Source organism: Microbacterium sp. SCPM-O-B-15248 (M128), assembly GCF_058214835.1.
Genome location: NZ_JBYQLI010000003.1, coordinates 294,289 through 313,154, shown reverse-complemented (window position 1 = coordinate 313,154; position 18,866 = coordinate 294,289). Strand labels below are relative to the sequence as shown.

At 70.9% G+C, this 18,866-nt stretch carries 19 protein-coding genes and 1 tRNA gene; 4 read left to right on the top strand and 16 right to left on the bottom strand.

All coding sequences use genetic code 11. From position 1 onward, the window contains the following. Positions 1-65 precede the first annotated feature (65 nt). Positions 66-1,433 carry an RNA 5'-3' helicase PhoH2 gene (gene phoH2, locus AC3E6M_RS06810; protein ID WP_171024221.1) on the bottom strand — a complete coding sequence of 456 codons (1,368 nt, stop codon included), beginning with the start codon at positions 1,431-1,433 and terminating at the stop codon, positions 66-68. 185 nt (positions 1,434-1,618) lie between these two features. After that, positions 1,619-2,401 (bottom strand): isoprenyl transferase, encoded by a 783-nt coding sequence (locus AC3E6M_RS06805; RefSeq protein ID WP_490529436.1) that lies wholly within the window; start codon positions 2,399-2,401, stop codon positions 1,619-1,621. Between the two features lie 151 nt (positions 2,402-2,552). On the opposite strand from AC3E6M_RS06805, the gene trhA reads away from it, so the two are divergent. Next, on the top strand, positions 2,553-3,245 hold the full coding sequence (gene trhA / locus AC3E6M_RS06800) for a PAQR family membrane homeostasis protein TrhA (RefSeq protein WP_138173626.1): 693 nt from the start codon (positions 2,553-2,555) through the stop codon (positions 3,243-3,245). A 15-nt stretch (positions 3,246-3,260) separates the two neighbouring features. Here the strand turns inward: trhA and AC3E6M_RS06795 are convergent, their stop codons facing one another. Further along, positions 3,261-3,536: a hypothetical protein gene (locus tag AC3E6M_RS06795; protein WP_394529765.1), complete on the bottom strand. Its 276-nt coding sequence runs from the start codon at positions 3,534-3,536 to the stop codon at positions 3,261-3,263. Positions 3,537-3,599: 63 nt separating this feature from the next. Between AC3E6M_RS06795 and AC3E6M_RS06790 the strand changes: the two genes are divergently transcribed. Then, on the top strand, positions 3,600-3,995 hold the full coding sequence (locus AC3E6M_RS06790) for a DUF4307 domain-containing protein (RefSeq protein ID WP_490529435.1): 396 nt from the start codon (positions 3,600-3,602) through the stop codon (positions 3,993-3,995). 110 nt (positions 3,996-4,105) lie between these two features. After that, positions 4,106-4,597 (top strand): transcription elongation factor GreA, encoded by a 492-nt coding sequence (greA, locus tag AC3E6M_RS06785; RefSeq protein ID WP_230007468.1) that lies wholly within the window; start codon positions 4,106-4,108, stop codon positions 4,595-4,597. A 77-nt stretch (positions 4,598-4,674) separates the two neighbouring features. On the opposite strand, the gene ilvA is transcribed toward greA, so the two are convergent. Together ilvA and AC3E6M_RS06775 are read right to left on the bottom strand one after the other, a co-directional pair. Then, entirely contained in the window at positions 4,675-5,904 is a 1,230-nt protein-coding gene (gene ilvA / locus AC3E6M_RS06780; protein ID WP_490529434.1) for a threonine ammonia-lyase, read from the bottom strand. Then, complete coding sequence (locus AC3E6M_RS06775) at positions 5,901-7,091, bottom strand: AI-2E family transporter (protein WP_490529432.1); 1,191 nt, start codon at positions 7,089-7,091, stop codon at positions 5,901-5,903. The genes ilvA and AC3E6M_RS06775 overlap by 4 nt, the downstream gene beginning before the upstream one ends. A 72-nt stretch (positions 7,092-7,163) precedes the next feature. Here AC3E6M_RS06775 and AC3E6M_RS06770 point away from each other — a divergent pair, with 72 nt between their 5' ends. Then, positions 7,164-8,405, top strand: coding sequence for a winged helix-turn-helix domain-containing protein (locus AC3E6M_RS06770; RefSeq protein WP_490529431.1), 1,242 nt, complete (start codon positions 7,164-7,166; stop codon positions 8,403-8,405). 50 nt (positions 8,406-8,455) lie between these two features. On the opposite strand, the gene AC3E6M_RS06765 is transcribed toward AC3E6M_RS06770, so the two are convergent. The 11 genes from AC3E6M_RS06765 to AC3E6M_RS06715 all read right to left on the bottom strand — a co-directional run bounded on the left by AC3E6M_RS06765 (position 8,456) and on the right by AC3E6M_RS06715 (position 18,866). Then, positions 8,456-9,025, bottom strand: coding sequence for a LemA family protein (locus AC3E6M_RS06765; protein ID WP_138172794.1), 570 nt, complete (start codon positions 9,023-9,025; stop codon positions 8,456-8,458). A 110-nt stretch (positions 9,026-9,135) separates the two neighbouring features. Beyond that, positions 9,136-9,208, bottom strand: a tRNA-Leu gene (locus AC3E6M_RS06760). Between the two features lie 90 nt (positions 9,209-9,298). Continuing rightward, positions 9,299-10,684: an NAD(P)/FAD-dependent oxidoreductase gene (locus tag AC3E6M_RS06755; protein ID WP_490529640.1), complete on the bottom strand. Its 1,386-nt coding sequence runs from the start codon at positions 10,682-10,684 to the stop codon at positions 9,299-9,301. A gap of 8 nt (positions 10,685-10,692) precedes the next feature. Then, a complete protein-coding gene (locus AC3E6M_RS06750) occupies positions 10,693-12,000 on the bottom strand; it encodes a S8 family serine peptidase (RefSeq protein ID WP_252370885.1) in 1,308 nt (435 codons plus the stop codon). After that, a complete protein-coding gene (locus AC3E6M_RS06745; protein WP_138172792.1) occupies positions 11,997-12,515 on the bottom strand; it encodes a DUF501 domain-containing protein in 519 nt (172 codons plus the stop codon). The genes AC3E6M_RS06750 and AC3E6M_RS06745 overlap by 4 nt, the downstream gene beginning before the upstream one ends. A 64-nt stretch (positions 12,516-12,579) precedes the next feature. Next, positions 12,580-13,197 carry an FtsB family cell division protein gene (locus AC3E6M_RS06740; RefSeq protein ID WP_490529430.1) on the bottom strand — a complete coding sequence of 206 codons (618 nt, stop codon included), beginning with the start codon at positions 13,195-13,197 and terminating at the stop codon, positions 12,580-12,582. A gap of 167 nt (positions 13,198-13,364) precedes the next feature. Then, entirely contained in the window at positions 13,365-14,645 is a 1,281-nt protein-coding gene (gene eno, locus AC3E6M_RS06735) for a phosphopyruvate hydratase (RefSeq protein WP_138172791.1), read from the bottom strand. Positions 14,646-14,762: 117 nt separating this feature from the next. Then, complete coding sequence (locus AC3E6M_RS06730) at positions 14,763-15,452, bottom strand: O-methyltransferase (RefSeq protein WP_490529429.1); 690 nt, start codon at positions 15,450-15,452, stop codon at positions 14,763-14,765. Positions 15,453-15,483: 31 nt separating this feature from the next. Continuing rightward, positions 15,484-16,296, bottom strand: coding sequence for a cytochrome c oxidase assembly protein (locus AC3E6M_RS06725; RefSeq protein ID WP_490529428.1), 813 nt, complete (start codon positions 16,294-16,296; stop codon positions 15,484-15,486). Positions 16,297-16,501: 205 nt separating this feature from the next. Further along, positions 16,502-17,320 (bottom strand): SGNH/GDSL hydrolase family protein, encoded by an 819-nt coding sequence (locus tag AC3E6M_RS06720; RefSeq protein ID WP_138172788.1) that lies wholly within the window; start codon positions 17,318-17,320, stop codon positions 16,502-16,504. Between the two features lie 100 nt (positions 17,321-17,420). Continuing rightward, a complete protein-coding gene (locus AC3E6M_RS06715; protein WP_490529427.1) occupies positions 17,421-18,866 on the bottom strand; it encodes an MFS transporter in 1,446 nt (481 codons plus the stop codon).

Here is an 18,866-nt window from a genome sequence, read left to right as displayed (position 1 = left end):
CATCTCGAGAGCCCCCGAACGCCGAAGGTCCGGGATGCGTGGCATCCCGGACCTTCTATCGGTGGTCAGGACAGCTCGGCCGCCTCCAGCAGATCCGTCACGAGGGCGGCGATCGCCGACCGTTCGGAACGGGTGAGGGTGACGTGGCCGAAGAGCGCGTGACCCTTCAGCGTCTCGATGACCGACGCGACGCCGTCGTGCCGCCCGACGCGCAGGTTGTCCCGCTGCCCGACGTCGTGCGTGAGAACGACGCGGGAGTTCTGCCCGATCCGGCTCAGTACCGTCAGGAGGACGTTGCGTTCGAGGGACTGAGCCTCGTCGACGATCACGAACGCGTCGTGCAGTGAGCGGCCGCGGATGTGGGTGAGCGGCAGCACTTCGAGCAGCCCCCTCGCCACGACCTCTTCGAGGACGTTGCCCGACACGACAGAGCCGAGCGTGTCGAACACGGCCTGACCCCACGGGTTCATCTTCTCGGCCTGGTCACCGGGCAGGTAGCCGAGCTCTTGTCCCCCGACGGCGAAGAGCGGTCGGAACACGATGATCTTCTTCTGCTGCTGCCGCTCCAGAACGGCCTCCAGCGCCGCGCACAGCGCGAGCGCCGACTTGCCGGTCCCGGCACGGCCGCCGAGCGAGATGATCCCGACCTCGGGATCGAGCAGCAGGTCGAGGGCGATGCGCTGCTCGGCGGAGCGCCCGTGCAGCCCGAAGGCGTCGCGGTCGCCGCGGACGAGGCGGAACTCTCCGTCACCGGTGACCCGGCCCAGCGCCGAGCCGCGCTCGGAGTGGATGATCAACCCCGTGTTGACCGGGAGCCCGACGACGTCGTCGCTCGAGGCCACCTCCGCCTCGTACAGGTCGCTCAGGTCGTCGCCCGAGACGTCGATCGAGGCGATCCCCGTCCAGCCGGAGTCCATGGCCTGCTCCGCGAGGTACTCCTCGGCCGAGAGACCGAGGGATGCCGCCTTGACGCGCATCGGCAGATCCTTCGACACCACGGTGACTTCGACGCCGTCGCGCGCGATGTTCATCGCCACGGCGAGGATGCGGCTGTCGTTGTCGCCCAGGCGCATGCCCGAGGGCAGGACCGACGGGTCGGTGTTGTTCAGTTCGACGCGGAGCGTCCCGTCGTCGCCGACGGGGACCGGGAAGTCGAGCCGGCCGTGCTCGATGCGCAGTTCGTCGAGGTGGCGCAGCGCCTGCCGTGCGAAGTAGCCGATCTCGGGATCGTGGCGTTTGCCCTCGAGTTCGGTGATCACGACGACCGGGATGACGACGGAGTGCTCAGCGAACCGGAAGAACGCGCGCGGATCGCTCAGCAGTACCGAGGTATCCAGGACGTAGGTGCGCAAAGCCTGGTCGGCTGAGGCATCGGTTTCCGAAACAGTGCTCTCGACGACGCGACGCTGGTCGTACGGTGCTCGTGCAGTCACAACCCACTCCCGACCCGGGTGTCTCACCCGGCTGTCACGAGTCGACCTGTGGGTCACGAGTCGCGATCCGAAGGCCGACTCGATCGGGCTCCGTGCCCGATGACCTCACCGTAAGGCCTGACGCCGGATGCCAGGGTCGCGAACACGCCCGGAAAAGTGACGAGTGCGTTAACGCTGATGACGGCTCATTGTCCGAATCGTCGGTCGCGCGCAGAGAAGTCGCGGATGGCCCGGAGGAAGTCCACCTCGCGCAGATCGGGCCCCAGGGCCTCGACGAAGTAGAACTCCGAATGCGCGGACTGCCAGAGCAAGAAGTCACTGAGACGCTGCTCGCCCGACGTGCGGATCACGAGGTCGGGGTCGGCCTGGCCGCCGGTGTACAGATGCTCCCCGATCTGCTCCGGCGTGAGGCTGGCGGCCAGCTCCTCGAGCGATCCGCCTTGCTCGTCGTGCTTCGCGATGATGCTGCGCACCGCGTCCACGATCTCGCTGCGCCCGCCGTACCCGACGGCGAGGTTCACGTGCAGACCGGTGTGCGAACGGGTGCGTTCGGTGGCCTCGTGCAGCACCTCGGCGAGGGCCGGCGACAGGTCGTCGGAGCGGCCGACGTGCTGCACCCGCCAGTCGGGCTCGTGGGAGAGCTCGCCCGCGAGCTCCGCGATGATGTCGATGAGGTCTTCGAGCTCCCGCGAATCGCGCTTGCGCAGATTGTCGTTGGAGAGCAGGTACAGGGAGACGACCTGGATGCCGAGATCGTCGCACCACTGCAAGAACTCGTGCATCTTCGCGGCGCCGGCGCGGTGACCGTGCGCCGCGCTGTCGAAACCGAGCTGCCGCGCCCATCGGCGGTTGCCGTCGATCATCATGGCCACGTGGTGCGGAACGGTGCCGGGCATCCGGCGACGAAGGCGCGAGATGTACAGACGATAGAGGGGCCCTCGCCCCTCGTTCTTCCGCACGCGCGCCACCCGGCTACGCTACCGCGTCCGGCCCCGGGAACACCGAGAGGATGACGCGTACGCGCCGCACGGGCGGGGAGATCGGCATGTGCCGACGGGGGTATGCGGGGAGACGTAGGGTCGAGGGGTGACGCTCTCCCCCACTGGCGACGGACCCGAAATGCCCCAGCTCCCCCTCTTGGAAGCCGGGGCCGTCGGAGCGCAGGACGATCTCAAGCCGACGTGGCGCGGCTGGATCCATGCCGCGACGTTCCCCGTGGCGATCGCCGCCGGAATCGTGCTCATCTGCCTCGCCCAGGGTGCCCCCGCGAAGTGGGCCTCCGCGGTGTTCATGGCGACCTCGATGCTGCTGTTCGGAAACTCCGCGCTCTACCACCGGTTCAATTGGAAGCCCCGCACGCGGGCCGTGCTCAAGCGCATCGACCACGCCAACATCCTGCTGCTGATCGCGGGCACCTACACCCCGCTCGCCGTTCTCGCGCTGCCGACGCCCAAGACCGTGCTGCTGCTGTCGATCGTGTGGACCGGCGCGCTGCTCGGCATCCTGTTCCGTGTGTTCTGGCTGCACGCGCCGCGCTGGCTCTACGTGGCGCTGTACCTCGCGCTCGGCTGGGCGGCCGTGATGTACCTCGTCGACCTGCTCGACGCGAACGTCGCGATGATGGTGCTCGTCGTCGTCGGCGGTCTGCTCTACACGGCCGGGGCGATCGTGTACGCCCTGAAGCGGCCGAATCCGTGGCCCGGGCACTTCGGGTTCCACGAGATCTTCCACGTGTGCACCGTGCTGGCGTTCCTGTGCCACTGGACCGCGTGCCTGCTCATCGCCCTGGCCCCGGCGTACCACGCGGGCTGAGCCCGCGCGTCGGCGTCAGCTGCGGGGAGCGGCGGGGTCGATGTCTTCGTCGTCGGTCTCGCTGGCGGCCCGTGCGGCGCGCGCCTGCTCCTCGGCATCCAGCTCGGCGTTGACCTCTTCACGGTAGCGACCGCGACGGATGCGGCGGAGCATGTCCCACACGAGCAGGAAGACCGCGACACCGATGAACGCGATCGCGGCGAACCCGAGGGGGCCCGGGGTGACGATCGAGGGGTCGGGAGTCGACGCGGGGGTCGGCGTGGCCGCGAGGGCCGCGAGCGCGGTGAGCATGAAGTCCTTCGGTCCGGGCGGAAGCGCGTAGCCTGGAAGTCCAGCCTAAAGCCCGGGGAGACCATGACGACGCAAGCGATGCTCGACGAGCGCTACGGTCGCACCCGGTCGCCGCGCCGCCGCATCGCCCTGTGGAGCATCGTGGCCGTCGTGGCCCTCGCACTGACCGGGGCGCTGGGGTGGACGACGGTCGCGAACAGCCTCGCCTCCGTCACGTCCACGGGAACCGGCTTCACGGTGGCGGATGCCGAGCGCGTCGCGGTCTCGTTCCAGATCACCTCCCCCGTCGGGCAGCCGGTGGCCTGCGCGCTCGAGGCACAGGATGAGGAGCACGGCACGGTCGGATGGCGGGTCGTGGAGTACCCGGCATCCGAGGAGCACAGCCGGGCGTTCACCGAAGAGATCCCCACCCTCGCCCTCGCGACGACGGGTTTTGTCAACTCCTGCTGGGTACCGTAGGCTTTTTCTTCAAGACGCGCCCCGGCTCGATGCCGGGGCGTTCGACATATGTCCCGGCGGGTGCAGTCCGTGTGCCGCTCACGCCGGCCTGATCGACGAAGGAGACCACCGTGACTGGCGACACTCAGGTGACGTTCCTCACCCAGGATGCCTACGACCGTCTCGCCCACGAGCTCGAGCACCTCTCGACCACGGGCCGCGAAGAGATCGCCAAGCGCATCGAATCGGCCCGCGAAGAGGGCGACCTGAAGGAGAACGGCGGCTACCACGCCGCCAAGGACGAGCAGGGCAAGCAGGAGGCCCGCATCCGCACCCTCCAGCAGCTGCTCAAGGACGCCAAGGTCGGCGAAGCCCCCGAGAGCACCGGCGTGGTCGAGTCCGGCACGGTCGTGACCGCGCTCATCGCCGGCGGCGAAGAGAAGTTCTTGCTCGGCAACCGCGAGATCGCGGTCGACTCCGAGCTCGACGTCTACAGCGAGGCCTCGCCGCTGGGCGCCGCGATCCTCGGCATGAAAGAGGGCGAGAGCGGTTCCTACACCGCCCCCAACGGCAAGCAGATCCCCGTCGAGATCATCACGGTCGAGACCTACTCCGGCCAGTGAGCCGGTGATCCCGCGAGCCGCTCCCCCGATTCGGGTGGGCGGCTCGCGGCGTTGTGGGCGCGTGTGCCGCGGGCGACTCAGTCCGGGACGACGGTGGCGATGAAGCCGGCCTCTTCGAGCGTGCGGATCACGAGCGCTCGGTGCTCCGCGCCGCGGGTCTCGACGCTGAGCTGAAGGATGACCTCGCTGATCTGCAGGCCCTGACCGTGCCGCGTGTGCAGCACCTCGATGACGTTCGCGCCCACCTGCGCCAGCAGCTCCGACACCCGTGCGAGCTGCCCCGGTCGGTCGGGCAGCGGAATCCGCAGCGACATGTACCGACCGGATGCCGAGAGCCCGTGGGCCACGACGCGCTGCAGCAGCAGCGGGTCGATGTTGCCGCCGGACAGGATCGTCACCGTGGTGCCGGTGGCCTGGACCTTGCCCGCGAGGATGGCCGCGACACCGACGGCGCCGGCGGGCTCGACGACCTGCTTGGCGCGTTCGAGCAGCACCAGCAGCGCGCGCGCGATGTCGTCCTCGGTGACGGTGACGACCTCGTCGACATACTGACGGATGAGCTCGAAGGGCAGGTCACCCGGACGGGCCACGGCGATGCCGTCGGCGATCGTCGGAGTCGTGGGCACCTGGATCGGATGTCCCGCGGCGAGCGAGGTCGGGTAAGCGGCCGAGTTCTCGGCCTGCACCCCGATGATGCGCACGTCGCGCCCCTCGGCGGCAGCGCGCGCCTTGACCGCGGCGGCCACACCGGCGGCCAGTCCCCCGCCGCCGATACCGACGATGACGGTGTCCAGGTCGGGGAGGTCCTCGACGAGCTCGAGACCGAGGGTGCCCTGTCCGACGATGATGTCGCGGTGATCGAACGGGTGGATGAGCACCGCCCCGGTGCGCTCGGCGAACTCGGCGGCCAGGCGCAGCGGCGTCTCGACCGTCGCTCCCTCGAGCACGACCTCGGCGCCGTATCCGCGGGTGGCGAGGAGCTTGGGCACGGGCACGCCCAGCGGCATGAAGATCGTGGCCGCCATGCCCAGCTGCTGCGCGGCGAGAGAGACGCCCTGCGCGTGGTTGCCGGCCGAGGCCGCGACCACTCCGCGGGCCCGCTCCTCTGCCGTCAGCCGCGACAGACGGTACGTCGCGCCGCGGATCTTGAACGACCCGGTGCGCTGGAGGTTCTCGAGCTTGAGGTGCACCGGCACACCGAGGAGCTCGGTGAGGTGCAGCGATTCGTCGAGGGGCGTCCGCGTGATGATGCCGCGCAGGGTCTGCGCGGCATCCTCGAACTCGGCCAGGGTGGGCGTGTCGTTCATGATCTCCTTCCGGAATCCCGCGGCACCGTCTGCCAGATCAGGTCGGCGGCGTCCACGGACGAACCGTCATCCCGCCACGCCTTGGTGCTGAGGTAGACCGCGACCACGTTCACGAACGCGGCGAGCGGGACGGCGAAGAGCGCGCCGGGGATGCCGCCGATCATGGCGCCACCGGCGACGACGAGCACCACGGCCAGCGGGTGCACCTTGACCGCTGTGCCCATGAGGATCGGCTGCAGGACGTGACTTTCGAGCTGCTGCACGCCGAGCACGACGATCAGCATGAACAGGGCGATCAGCGGTCCGTTGTACACGAGGGCGATGAAGACCGCGAGGGCGCCGGTGACCACGGCCCCGACGAAGGGGACGAAGGCGCCGAGGAAGACCAGCACGCCGATGGGGATCGCCAACGGCACGCCGAGAAGGAACGCGCCGAGACCGATGCCGACCGCGTCGATCGTGGCCACGAGCAGCTGCGTGCGCGCGTACGTGATGACGGTGCGCCAGCCCGCACGGCCCGCGCCATCGACCGCCGGTCGGGCTACACGGGGGAAGAGCCGGGTCGTCCAGCGCCAGATGCCCCCGCCGTCGGCGAGAAGGCACAGCAGGATGAACAGCGTCAGGAGGAGGCCCGTGGCCACGTGTCCGAGCGTCGTGCCGATCGCGAGGGCTCCGGTCCACAGAACCTCGGCCTGCTGCTGCAGGAACGTCCCCGCCTGCTGGAGGCCGTCGTCGATCTGCTGCGCGCTCAGGTGCAGCGGACCATCGATGAGGTATTGCCGGAACTGGCCCACGGCATCCACGGTCCGGTCGCGCACCGACGAGAACTCGCGCGTGATCTGCCAGACCGCCAGCCACAGCAGTCCCGAGATGACCGCGATCGTGCCGAGGACCGTGACGACGATGGCGAGCCACCGCGGCCACCTGTGCCGCAGCAGGAACGAGAACGCCGGCCACACCAGTGCGGTGATGAGGATCGCGACGAGCATCGGGACCACGAGGAGCTTGAGCTGGATGACCAGCCACACCACGACGCCGATCGCGGCCGCGATGACGAGCAGACGCCACGCGTAGGCCGTGGCCTGTCGCAGGGCTGGCGGGACCGGCGGCTGCAGATCGCTGGAGACCGTGCGGCGCTTGAGGGCGTCGAGGAAGGATCCGCGAGGTTCGGGATCGTTTCCGCTCATCCCGTCAGCCTACCGCCGCGCTCCCGCCCCCATGTCCGGGTCGTGTCGGAGGTCACGGTTACGGTGAGACGCATGACCACGACGCTCCGGCGTGCGGACGCGCGCCGCATCGCCCTGGCCGCCCAAGGGTTCGGCCGCCCCCGTCCCGAGACCGTGGGGACGCGCCAGATCACCGGTGCCCTCCACCGCATGCGCATCCTGCAGATCGACTCGGTGAATGTGTTCTCGCGTTCGCACTACATGCCGCTCTTCGCGCGCGTGGGCGCTTACGACACCGCTCTGCTCGACAAGGTCGCCTTCTCGCGGCGCCCGAAGTGGGTGGAGTCCTGGGCGCACGTGGCATCCCTCGTCGCCGCCGAGGACTGGCCGCTCTTGCAGTTCCGGCGCGACGACATGCGCCGCAAGTACGGGCACGACGACTGGGCGCAGGCCAACCAGCCGCTGCTGCAGTGGCTCCGCGACGAGCTCGCCGACCGAGGCCCGCTGCGCCCGGCCGAGATCGACCACGACGCCCGCAGCGGCTCGCGTGGATCGTGGTGGGGGTGGGACGACGTCAAGAACGGCTTGGAGCGGCTGTGGCTGTTCGGCGAGGTCGCGATCGCGGGGCGCCGGGGGTTCGAACGGCGGTACGCGCTGACCTCCGACGTGCTGCCGGCCGCGGCCCTGGATCGCGAGGTTCCGCGCACCGCGGCGATCGCCGAACTCGTCCGACGCGCGGCGCTCGCCTACGGCGTCGCCACGGCGGCCGACCTGGCCGACTACTGGCGCATCCGCGACCGCCCCGCCGTCCTCGCCGCGATCCACGACCTCGTCGACGCGGGTGAGCTCCTCCCCGTCCACGTCGAGGGCTGGCAGGTCGGCGGCCGCCCCGCCCGGGCCTGGCTGCACCGGGATGCCGCGCGCCCGCGCCGCATCGGGGCGACCGCGATCCTCACGCCGTTCGACCCCGTCGTGTGGTTCCGCGACCGCGCGGAGCGGCTGTTCGACTTCGACTACCGCATCGAGATCTACACCCCCGCCCCGCAGCGCCGCTTCGGCTACTACTCGCTGCCGGTGCTCGTCGACGACGACATCGTCGGCCGGCTCGACCTCAAGGCCGATCGCGCGGCCGGCGCGTTGCGCGTGCAGTCGGCCTGGTGGGAGCCGGGGGCTCCGCCAGACGCGGCCGAACGCGTAGCGGAAGAGCTGCGCACCGCGGCGGGGTGGCAGGGCCTCGAGCACGTGACGGTCGCACGCTGGGGCGACGCGGCGGACGCGATCGCCGGCGCGCTGGGGTCGGCGCGCCACGAGCACCCCGACGGTCGCCGGAACTGAGGCGCCCCCTCTCCCGGACCGGGAGGAGGGGGCGCGTCACGCGGATCGCGTCAGAACTGCACGCGCGGCGGCTCCGAGATCGCGGCACCGTCGACGACCTCGAAGAACTCGCGCGAGTGGAAACCGAGCTGCCGGGCGAAGAGGTTGTTGGGGAACACCTTGATCTTCGTGTTCAGCTCGCGGACACCGCCGTTGTAGAACCGGCGCGACGCCTGGATCTTGTCCTCGGTGTCGACGATCGACTGCTGCAGCTGCAGGAAGTTCTGGCTCGCCTGCAGCTGGGGGTACGCCTCGGCCACCGCGAACAGCGACTTCAGCGCCTGCTGCATGTGACCCTCGGCGACGCCCGCCTCGGCGGGGCTCTGCGCCGAGATCGTCTCGGCGCGCGCCCGCGTGACGTTCTCGAACACGGCCTTCTCGTGCGCCGCGTAACCCTTGACCGTCTCGATGAGATTGGGCAGCAGATCGGCTCGGCGCTTGAGCTGGACGGTGATGTCGCTCCACGCCTCGTCGACGCGCACGTTGAGGGAGACGAGCGCGTTGTACGTCGCCCAGAGATAGATCCCCGCGATCACCAGGATCGCGACGACCACGATGACGGGGACGAGCCACTCCCACATGTTTGGGTTCTCCGTTCGACGACTGCCGCATAATCCTAACGGCGCGGTCGCCGTGCGGAAGGAGCACGCGGACGACTCCCAGTGGATACGCACGCAGGACGCCCGATACGTACCCCCGGTGGGACTCGAACCCACACTGAAGCGATTTTAAGTCGCCTGCCTCTGCCATTGGGCTACGGGGGCGGATGCCACGCTCCACCGTAGCGCGGAGGGTGACGGCATCCGGGAACGACGAGACCCCCGCGGTCATCCGCGGGGGTCTGGGTCGGAACGTCAGCTGGCGGCGCCGACCTTCTCGGGCTTCGAGTCGGCGAGAGCCTCGGCCGCGGGCTGCGCCGGACGCGGACGGGCGGCGAACTCCTCGAAAGCGGCGCGCGGGTTCTGCACGGCCTCGAGCGACACGGTCTCGCGGCCGTGGAAGAAGTTCTGCACCCAGTCGCCGACGACGCGGAACTTGCGCTCCCACGTCGGCATGGCGAGGCCGTGGTACCCGCGGTGGGCGAACCAGGCGAGCAGACCCGTGAGGGCGAACTTTCCGGACTGGAACGCACCGTTGTACAGGCCGAGGCCCGCGACGGCGCCGAGGTTCTTGTGGAAGTACTGCTTGGGCTCCTCGCCGCGCAGCACCGCCACCAGGTTCTTTGCCATGAGCTTGCCCTGGCGCACCGCGTGCTGGGCGTTGGGGACGCAGAAGCCGCCCACTCCACCGCCGGACAGGTCGGGCACGGCCGAGACGTCGCCGGCAGCCCACGCGCCCTCGACGATCTCGTCGTCGGTGCCGACGCGCAGGTCGGGGCGGGTGCGGATGCGGCCGCGCTCCTCGACGGGCAGGTCGCTGCCGCGCACGACGGTCGGGTTGGCCATGACACCCGCGGTCCAGATGATGAGGTCGGTCGGCAGCTGCTCGCCCGTGGAAAGCTCGATGACGCCGTCGACGGCACCCTTGACCTGCGTGTCGAGGTGCACGAACGCACCCTTCTTCGCGAGGTCGGCCAGCACCCACTCGCTCGTCTTCTGCGACACCTCGGGCATGATGCGCCCCATGGCCTCGATGAGGTGGAAGTGCGTGTCGTCGAACGCGAGCGTCGGGTACTGCTTCAGCAGCGACGACGCGTAGGCGCGGAGCTCGGCGAACACCTCGATGCCCGCGAAGCCGCCGCCGACGACGACGACGGTCAGCAGACGGTCGCGCTCGGGGCCGGCCGGGAGCACGGACGCCTTCTCGAAGTTCGACGTCAGGCGATCGCGGATCGCGACGGCCTCTTCGATCGTCTTGAGGCCGATGGCGTTGTCGGCGATGCCCGGGATCGGGAACGTGCGGGACACGGCGCCCGCGGTGACGACGATGTGGTCGTACTCCTGCTGCCACGACTCGTCGCCCGCGATCGGGGTGATCGTCGCGGTCTTGGACGCGTGCTGGATGCCCGTGATCTTGCCCGCGATGACCGTGGTGCGCTTGAGGTGACGACGCAGACCGACCACGACGTGACGGGCCTCGATCTCACCGGCGGCCACCTCGGGGAGGAACGGCTGGTACGTCATGTAGGGCAGCGGGTCGACGAGAGTGACCTCGGCCTCGTTGCGGCCGAGGAGCTTCTCGAGCTTCCAGGCGGTGTAGAAACCCGCGTAGCCTCCGCCGACGATGAGGATCTTGGGCACGGTGCTGGTCACGATGGAAGAGACTCCTGGTTTGTGGTGCGGCTCGGCTCGCGAGATGTGCGCGCCTGTCGGATTCGCCGGGCAGCAGCACTGACGCCGAGCGTGATCATTATAGCGGCGAGGGTGCCTCCCGCGAGCGGCAGCGTGCCGTACAGCAGGCTGTCGCGCGTGGGGAGCAGGGGCGACGCCGCTCGCGGAGCGGAATCGACCGGCGGCAGGGGCGGGATCTCCACCGGCGCCGTGGTCGGCTCGCCGGAGGGCGCGGGGGCGTCGGCACGGCGATACAGACGCACCCATTCGGCCAGATCACCGAGCGGATTGGACGACACCGAGGGGACGGTCGCCGACACCGCGGCCGCCGCGTCGACCAGACCGTAGCCGTAGAGCGCGTTCTGCCCCGATCCCGCCCCCGGCGCGGGCTTGGCGGTCCGGATCAGCCGGTTCAGCACGTTGTCGGCATCCAGGTCGGGATGGGCGGCGCGCACCAGGGCAGCGATCCCCGAGACGATCGGGGCGGCCCCGCTCGTCCCGTTCCACTGCACGAGCGTGCCGTCGGCCGAGACGCCGAGCAGGCGCTCGCTCGGGGCCGAGAGGCCGATCGTGATGCCCTGCGTCGAGGCGTCGTTGCTCGCGGTGCCCGAGGGGTCGACCCCGCCGACCGCCAGCACACCGGGGATCGTGGCGGGGGCGCCGACACGCGATGTCCCACTCCCCCGGTTGCCTGCCGCCACCACCACGACGACGTCGTGGTCGAAGGCGTACTGGAACGCCTCGTCCCAGCTGGGGTCCCAGTCCAACGTGTTCGTCGTCAGCGACATGTTGATGACGGTCGCACCCTGATCGACCGACCAGTGGATGGCGTCGACGATCTGCTCGGTGAAGGGCTTCGAGGTCACCGCGCCGAAACCGACCGAGACCGACAACAGTTCGGCGTCGGGCGCGACCCCGATCATGCCGCGTCCGTTCCCCGTTCCGCGCGAGGCCGCGAGCGATGCCACCCAACTGCCATGGTTGGAGTCGACGGCGCCGACGGGCGTCCGCCCGTCCGCCGCGCCCACTCCCGACACATCGGTGCCCGCTGCCACGGCGCCCGAGAACTCCACCGGTCCGCGTGCGATGCCGGTGTCGATGACGGCGATCTTCTGGCCCGCCCCGCGCGTGGTCTTCCAGGCGTCCCGGATGCCGTACTGGTCGAGCCAGTACTCCGCGGCGCGGACCGGATCGGTCGGGTCCTCCGGAACCGGCCCCGTCGTCGCGCCCGTCAGCAGCACCACGCCCAGAACGACGGATGCCACGGCCGCGACGACGCGTCTCACCCGCCCGCTCCGGGCGTCTCGCACTCGCACCGCTCGGGCGACCATGTCCCCCTCGCGAGAGCGCGATCGCCGATGGGGTTCACACCCGGCCCCGCGGCCAGGGAGTGACCGGCGAGCGCGTGGAGGCACTTGACCCGGGTCGGCATCCCTCCGGCGGAGATGCCGGCGATCTCTTCGGGTTCGCCGTAGGCCGCGCGATCGCGGAGGTATGCCTGGTGCGCCGCGGTGTAGGCGGCACGGAGCTCTTCGTCGTCGGCGAGCTCGTCGGCGAACTCCTTCATGACGTGACCGGCCTCGAGCACCGACATCGCGGCCGTGGCGGCGGGATGCGTGAGGTAGTAGAAGGTGGGGAACGGGCTGCCGTCGTCCAGGCGCGGAGAAGTGGCCACGACCGTGGGGTTGCCGCACACGCAACGCGCCGCGATACCGATGACGCCGCGCGGCACACGACCCAGCTGCGACTGCAGCACGTCGAGGTCGGCGTCGGAGGCGGGGGGCAGGGGCGAGGTGCTCATCGTCTCCCAGGGTACCCGGCGACCCCGCGGCCGTCCGCGGGGAGCGTCCGTCGCCCTCGCGCGCTCAGGGGGCGGGCGAGGCGTCGGGCGCCGGATCCGGCACGCCGATCGCGGGGGCGACCACCTGGGCCGCGCCGGCGGAGGTCACCGAGCGCACCAGCTGCGACATCCAGTCGGTGCGCGTCTGGCCGACGTCGGCCGACACGTCCTGCTGCTCCTGCGGCGCCTCCGAGGCGGGCAGGTCGTCGTCGATGAGGTACACGACCTCGCCGGGCAGCGTGTAGTACAGGCGTTCGCGCGCCTGAGTGGTGATGTAGGCGGGGTCCGACCAGCGCTCACGCTGGGACTGCAGATCGGCGACCTCGCTCTGGCTGAGGGCCACGGCGCTCTGCAGCGCCTGGATCTGCTGGCGCTGGTCCATGTAGGTGCCGACGGTCGGCACGAGCACGAAGGTCCCGAGCACGACGAGCCCGAGCATGATGACCACGAAGCCCGAGATCCGGAGTCCGCCCAGCCACTCGCGGACGTCGACGCGACGCGCACGCGGGGGTCTGGAGCCCCCGGAGGCCGGCGCCGTCGCGGATGCCGACCCCGAGCGGTTTCGGGAGCGGCGGACCTTCGCGGCGCCGGAGGCCGGGGCCTCGTTGCGCCCGCGGGACGAGGGGAGCGTCGGTCGTTCCACGACGTCTCCTTCCTCACGTTGCGTCGGGCGCGCGCCACGGGCGGTAGCCGAGTCTATGTCGGTGCGGGCGTGCGCCCCGGTGACGCGCCGGGGTCATGGCATCCACGGAGCCGGCCGGGAACGACGAAGGGGGAGCCTTACGGCTCCCCCTTCTCACGCGGTGACGATCAGCCCTGGAAGCGGGGGAACGCCGAGCGGCCTGCGAAGACCGCGGCGCCGCCGAGGTCTTCCTCGATGCGGAGCAGCTGGTTGTACTTCGCGACGCGCTCGCTGCGCGCGGGGGCACCGGTCTTGATCTGGCCGGCGTTGACCGCGACGGCGAGGTCGGCGATCGTGGTGTCCTCGGTCTCACCGGACCGGTGCGACAGCATCGACGTGTATCCCGAGCGGGTCGCCAGAGCGATGGCATCCAGGGTCTCGGACAGCGTGCCGATCTGGTTGACCTTCACCAGCAGCGAGTTGGCGACGCCCAGGTCGATGCCCTGCTGGAGGCGCTTCGGGTTCGTGACGAACAGGTCGTCGCCGACGAGCTGAACCTTCGAACCGATCGCGTCGGTGAGCTTCTTCCAGCCGTCCCAGTCGTCCTCGGCGAGGGCGTCCTCGATCGTGACGATCGGGAAGTTCGCGACGAGGTCGGCGAAGTAGTCGACGAGCTCGTCGACGCTCCACGCCTTGCCCTCGACGGTGTACACGCCGTCCTTGTAGAACTCGGTCGCGGCGACGTCGAGACCGACCGCGATGTCCTTACCGGGGGTGAAGCCGGCCTTCTCGATCGCGCGGATGAGGAAGTCGAGGCCCTCGCGGTTGCTGGGCAGGTCGGGAGCGAAGCCGCCCTCGTCGCCGAGACCGGTGTTGTAGCCCGCGGACTTCAGCTCGCCCTTGAGGACGTGGTAGACCTCGGTGCCCCAGCGCAGCGACTCGCCGTAGGTCTCGGCGCCGATGGGCGCGAGGAAGAACTCCTGGAAGTCGATGCCGTTGTCGGCGTGCTCGCCACCGTTGATGACGTTGAACAGCGGCACGGGCAGCAGGTGCGCGTTCGGGCCGCCGAGGTAGCGGAACAGGGGCAGGTCGGCGCTGTCGGCGGCGGCCTTGGCGACGGCGAGCGAGACGCCGAGGATGGCGTTGGCACCCGTGCGCGACTTGTTCTCGGTGCCGTCGGTGTCGATGAGGATCTCGTCGATGATGCGCTGCTCGCTGGCCTCCACACCCTCGATGGCCGGGCCGAGCTCGTCGACGACCGCGGCGACGGCCTTCAGCACGCCCTTGCCGCTGTAACGGCTCTTGTCGCCGTCGCGCAGCTCGTAGGCCTCGAACGCGCCGGTGGACGCGCCGGAGGGGACGGCCGCCCGCTGGACGATGCCGTCGTCGAGGAGCACCTCCACCTCGACGGTCGGGTTACCGCGCGAATCCAGGATCTCGCGCGCGTTGACAGCCTCGATAAGTGCCACGAAGGACTCCTCGTTGGTTCTGGTGGAAAGAGGGCGGAGCGTCGTCGGTCCAGGGTCGAGTCTAGTGACCGCGGTCGTCGCCCGTGGGGTCGGGTCGGGGCGCCGTTCGTGTGGCGATCACGGCGACGCCGGACCGACCCCGGATGCCACGGCGTCCGTCAGCACCGCGAGGGCGAAGCCGTCCCAACCCTTGCGATCGAGTGTCTGCAGGGCGGTGGCGTCGAAGCGCGGGTCCTCGCCGAGCATCACCACGCCCGCTCGCGCGCCCGCGACCTTCGTGTCACCCGGGGCCGGATCCGCGACCTCGCCGGCCCGCACGACGTTGTCGAGCACGACGACGGTGCCGGGGCGGCCCAGACGCGCGGCCCAGTCGAGGTAAGCGGGATTGGACTCCTTGTCGGCATCCACGAACACGAGGTCGAACGGTTCCTCGCCCGCGAGCGTCGGGAGGACGTCCGTGCCGCGCCCGATGCGCACCTCGACGCGGTCGGCGACGCCCGCCCGCGCCAGGTTGGCGCGGGCGGTGCCGGCGTTGCGCTCCTCGGCCTCGATCGTCACCACGCGACCACCCTCGGGCAGCGCCCGCGCGAGCCAGATCGTGGAGTATCCGCCGAGCGTGCCGATCTCCAGTACCCGTCGCGCCCCACTGATGCGCACCAGGAGATGCAGGAGTTTCGCAGCGACCGGCGACACCTCGATCGCGGGGAGCCCCGCCTCGTGTTGCGCGGCGAGCGCGGCATCCAGGATCGGATCGGCCCCGATCAGGGTGTCGGTCAGGAAGCCGTCGACGTCGTCGTGTGTGGGCACTCCCCCAGCCTGGCGAGCCGGAGAGCGCGGGTCAACGGCGTCCGTCGAGGTGCGCGCGGGTCATCGCGTCGTACTCCTCGTCGGACAGGTCGTCGAAGCTCTTCGCCTCGACACGGTCGGTACGCATCCAGCGGATCAGCAGGATGACGAGGATCGGCACGTCGGCGAATTCGGCGATGAACCAGATCAGGTCGCCGGCGAGGTGCTGGTCGTGCAGCGTCGTCGGCCACCACGACACCGCTCGGGCGGCATCCGGGATCAGGTCGAGCACCGTGTCGTTCAGGCGGAGGAGCAAACCGGGCACGGAGTCGATGAGGAGCTCGACGAACGCGAGGAGGAACTCGATCGCGATGAACGTGCCGGTGTGGACGGCGCCGAGGGCCATCATCGGCAGCACCATCGCCAGCCCCACGAGGGGAACGACGATGCCGAGCGACGCCTCGACGACGGGGGTCACGCGCAGGACGCCGGCGAGGGGCGTCAGGAACAGACAGAACACGGCGGCGATCACGACGGTGGCGACCATCGCGTTGCCGGTGATCCGCACGAACCGCGTCGACAGCAGCCGCTGGAGGCGACCCCGGCCGATCTCGCCGCTCACGCGGGCGAGCAGATCGAGGGGGCGACCGGCGGCGATGCCGGCCGGGACGGCGAAGATCAACAGCGCGATGCGCGTCGAGAACGCCCACCGCAATTGCGACGAGTACACGCCCAGGAAGCCCAGTTCGATCACGGCGTACGGCGCGAGCCCGAGCACGAAGAACCCGATCGTACGCAGCGCGGGCCAGTGTTCTCCGCGGCGACGGAGGCGCACGACGGCCGAGGCATACGCGACGGATGCCACGACGATCACGCCGATCGCGACGGGATCGGCGTGCCAGATGGTCAGGAGAACGTGCAGAGGAGGCGTGCGGTCACGGTAGGCCGGGCGGCTATGCGTTTGCCGGAACCGCGGCGGGTTCGGTCGCCCGGCCTCGCGTGCGAAACTCCTGAATCGTCGGCCGGTTCCGCCGGGCAGCGGCGTCGCCGCCCGGCCCGCCGTGCGGAACTCAGGAGTTTCGACCGCCGACCGGGACCGCCGCCGCCCCGAGGCCGGCGAGCACGGCGGGCAGCAGCGCTTCGGCCGTACGGCGGTAACCCAGGGCGCTGGGGTGGAAGCGGTCGACGCTGAACATCTCGTCCGGGCGTTCGGCGAACACCGGCCCGACGGCCCGCGCGAGGGGGACGACGCGGCCGCCGGCGCGGTGCACGGCCGCCGCCTGGGCTGCCGCGAGCTGCCGCGACGACCGCGCCGCCAGGGCGCGTAGCGGTTGCGGGATCGCGCGGAGCGTGCCGAGGTCGGGGCACGTGCCGACCACCACGGGCACGCCCGCGTCGCGCAGCGCGCGCACGATCACCTCGAGCTGTTCCGCGGCACGGGATGCCGGGATGCGGTGCGTCACGTCGTTGCCGCCCACGACGATCACCGCGACGTCGGCCCGGTAGTCCGGCGGAACCGCCGCAAGCTGGCTCGCGAGCGCCGAGCTCTCAGACCCGACCACCGCGGCCGTCCGCAGCCGCACCGGCCGGCCTTCCGCGCCGGCGATGCCCTTCGCGAGCCGCGCCCCCAACGTGTCGCGTCGGTGACCGGCGCCCAGACCCGCCGCGATCGAATCCCCGAGCAGCAGGAGCTCGACCGGCGGACCCGGGTGCTTCTTGCGGCGCCACACGCGATCGGCATCCAGAGCGTGCTCCCCCAGGGGCTTGCCGATGCGCCGACGCGCGATCGCGGCCTGTCGCGCGATGAGGGTGCGCACCCCGACCGCCGCCGTGCCCAGCACCGCGACCGACGACGCGACGGTGACGGTGATCGGCCGACGCCTGCGCATGGCGTCAGTCCATCGCGGCGGGGTGAACGGCGGGTGACGTCCGTGCGGTGGGCAGGGCCGGGGGGGGGCTCAGGCGTCGGGCTCAGGGCCCGCGCCCGGCTCAGACCTCCACGCGCCGCCGGCCCCGCGCCCGCAGCACGAGCGCGAGCACGAGCACCGCGACCGCGAGGACGATGTCGAGCGCGAGTCCGGCGAGCAGTTCGTCGCGGCCCTCGACGTGCGTGAACGACACGACCCCGCCGATCACGATGACGCCGAACGAGAGCGCGATCTGCTGGGCCGTGCTGAACATGCCGCCCGACAGCCCCGCGGCTCGCACCGGAACCTCGCGCACGACGAGCTGCGTCAGCGGCGAGAAGATGAGCGCCTGCCCCGCACCGAGGAGCACGAGCGCCGGCTGCAGCCACAGCCCGATGTCGGATCCCCACGCGAGAACCACCGTCGCCGTCATCGCCAGCAGCGCGACGAGCTGCAGAGCGACGCCCCACGCGAGGGTCGCGTCACCGAGCCGCGCCTGCACGCGCGCGACCGTGAGCGAAACGACCGCGAACACCACGGCGAACGGCAGCAGCGCCAGGCCCGCCTGCAGCGACGTCATGCCGCCCGCCTCCACCGCGCGCGGGAAGACGTAGAGGAGCGCCGAGTATCCGGCGAAGAACAGCGCCGCCGACAGCAGCCCGAGCTGCAGCGGGCGCAGACGCAGAACGCTCGGGGGCAGCAGCGGCACGCGACCGCTGCGCTCCACGGCGTCCTGGTGCCGCCACATCGCCACGAACGCGACCGCGGCGACGAGCAGCACGACGTACACCGGCCACGACCAGCCCCACGCCGGGCCGAAGGTCAGCGCGACGGACGCGGCCAGGATGCCGATGCCCAGCGCGGCCGTGCCGACGAGGTCGATCGCCACGTGCTCGTGCGACCGACTCCGCGGCGCGAGGGGCGCCAGCGCGATCGCCGCCGCGGCCACCAGCGCCACGACGACGAACACCGCGCGCCAGCCGTCCACCACGCCGAAGCTCGTCGCGGCGAGCGCGCCGCCCGCGACCTGGCCGACGGCGGATCCGATGCCGCCGCTCGCGCCGAACGCCGCGATGGCGCGTGTGCGGGCGGCGCCACCCGAGGTCGCCTGGATCGTCGCGAGGACCTGCGGGGTGCACAGCGCGGCTCCCACGCCCTGGACGACGCGCGCGGCGATGAGGGTCGACACGGACGGCGCGAGCGCGCAGGCCACGGCGGAGACGAGGAACAGCCCCATGCCGACGGTGTACAGACGGTGGCGGCCGAAACGATCGCCCAGACGTCCGCCGAGGATGAGCAGGACGGCGAACGGGATGCCGTAACCCGCGATGACGAGTTCGAGCGAGACATCGTCCGCGCCGAAGCGGTCGCGCAGTGTGGGCAGGATGACGGTGACCGCGTTGAAGGCGAACGTGCCGACGCCGGGGCCGAGCAGGAACCCGACGTAGCGCCACGTCGGGACCGCCTCGACGCCCGGGACCGTGGGGACGGGCAGGGTGCCGCTGGCGGGGTGTGCGGAGGTCGTCAT

Coding starts and splice junctions, on each gene's coding strand:
- trhA (WP_138173626.1), top strand. CDS start 2,553: ATGCCCCAGCTCCCCCTCTTGGAAGCCGGGGCCGTCGGAGCGCAGGAC.
- AC3E6M_RS06795 (WP_394529765.1), bottom strand. CDS start 3,536: ATGCTCACCGCGCTCGCGGCCCTCGCGGCCACGCCGACCCCCGCGTCG.
- AC3E6M_RS06790 (WP_490529435.1), top strand. CDS start 3,600: ATGACGACGCAAGCGATGCTCGACGAGCGCTACGGTCGCACCCGGTCG.
- ilvA (WP_490529434.1), bottom strand. CDS start 5,904: ATGAACGACACGCCCACCCTGGCCGAGTTCGAGGATGCCGCGCAGACC.
- AC3E6M_RS06775 (WP_490529432.1), bottom strand. CDS start 7,091: ATGAGCGGAAACGATCCCGAACCTCGCGGATCCTTCCTCGACGCCCTC.
- AC3E6M_RS06770 (WP_490529431.1), top strand. CDS start 7,164: ATGACCACGACGCTCCGGCGTGCGGACGCGCGCCGCATCGCCCTGGCC.
- AC3E6M_RS06765 (WP_138172794.1), bottom strand. CDS start 9,025: ATGTGGGAGTGGCTCGTCCCCGTCATCGTGGTCGTCGCGATCCTGGTG.
- AC3E6M_RS06745 (WP_138172792.1), bottom strand. CDS start 12,515: ATGAGCACCTCGCCCCTGCCCCCCGCCTCCGACGCCGACCTCGACGTG.
- AC3E6M_RS06720 (WP_138172788.1), bottom strand. CDS start 17,320: ATGCGCAGGCGTCGGCCGATCACCGTCACCGTCGCGTCGTCGGTCGCG.
- AC3E6M_RS06715 (WP_490529427.1), bottom strand. CDS start 18,866: ATGACGACCTCCGCACACCCCGCCAGCGGCACCCTGCCCGTCCCCACG.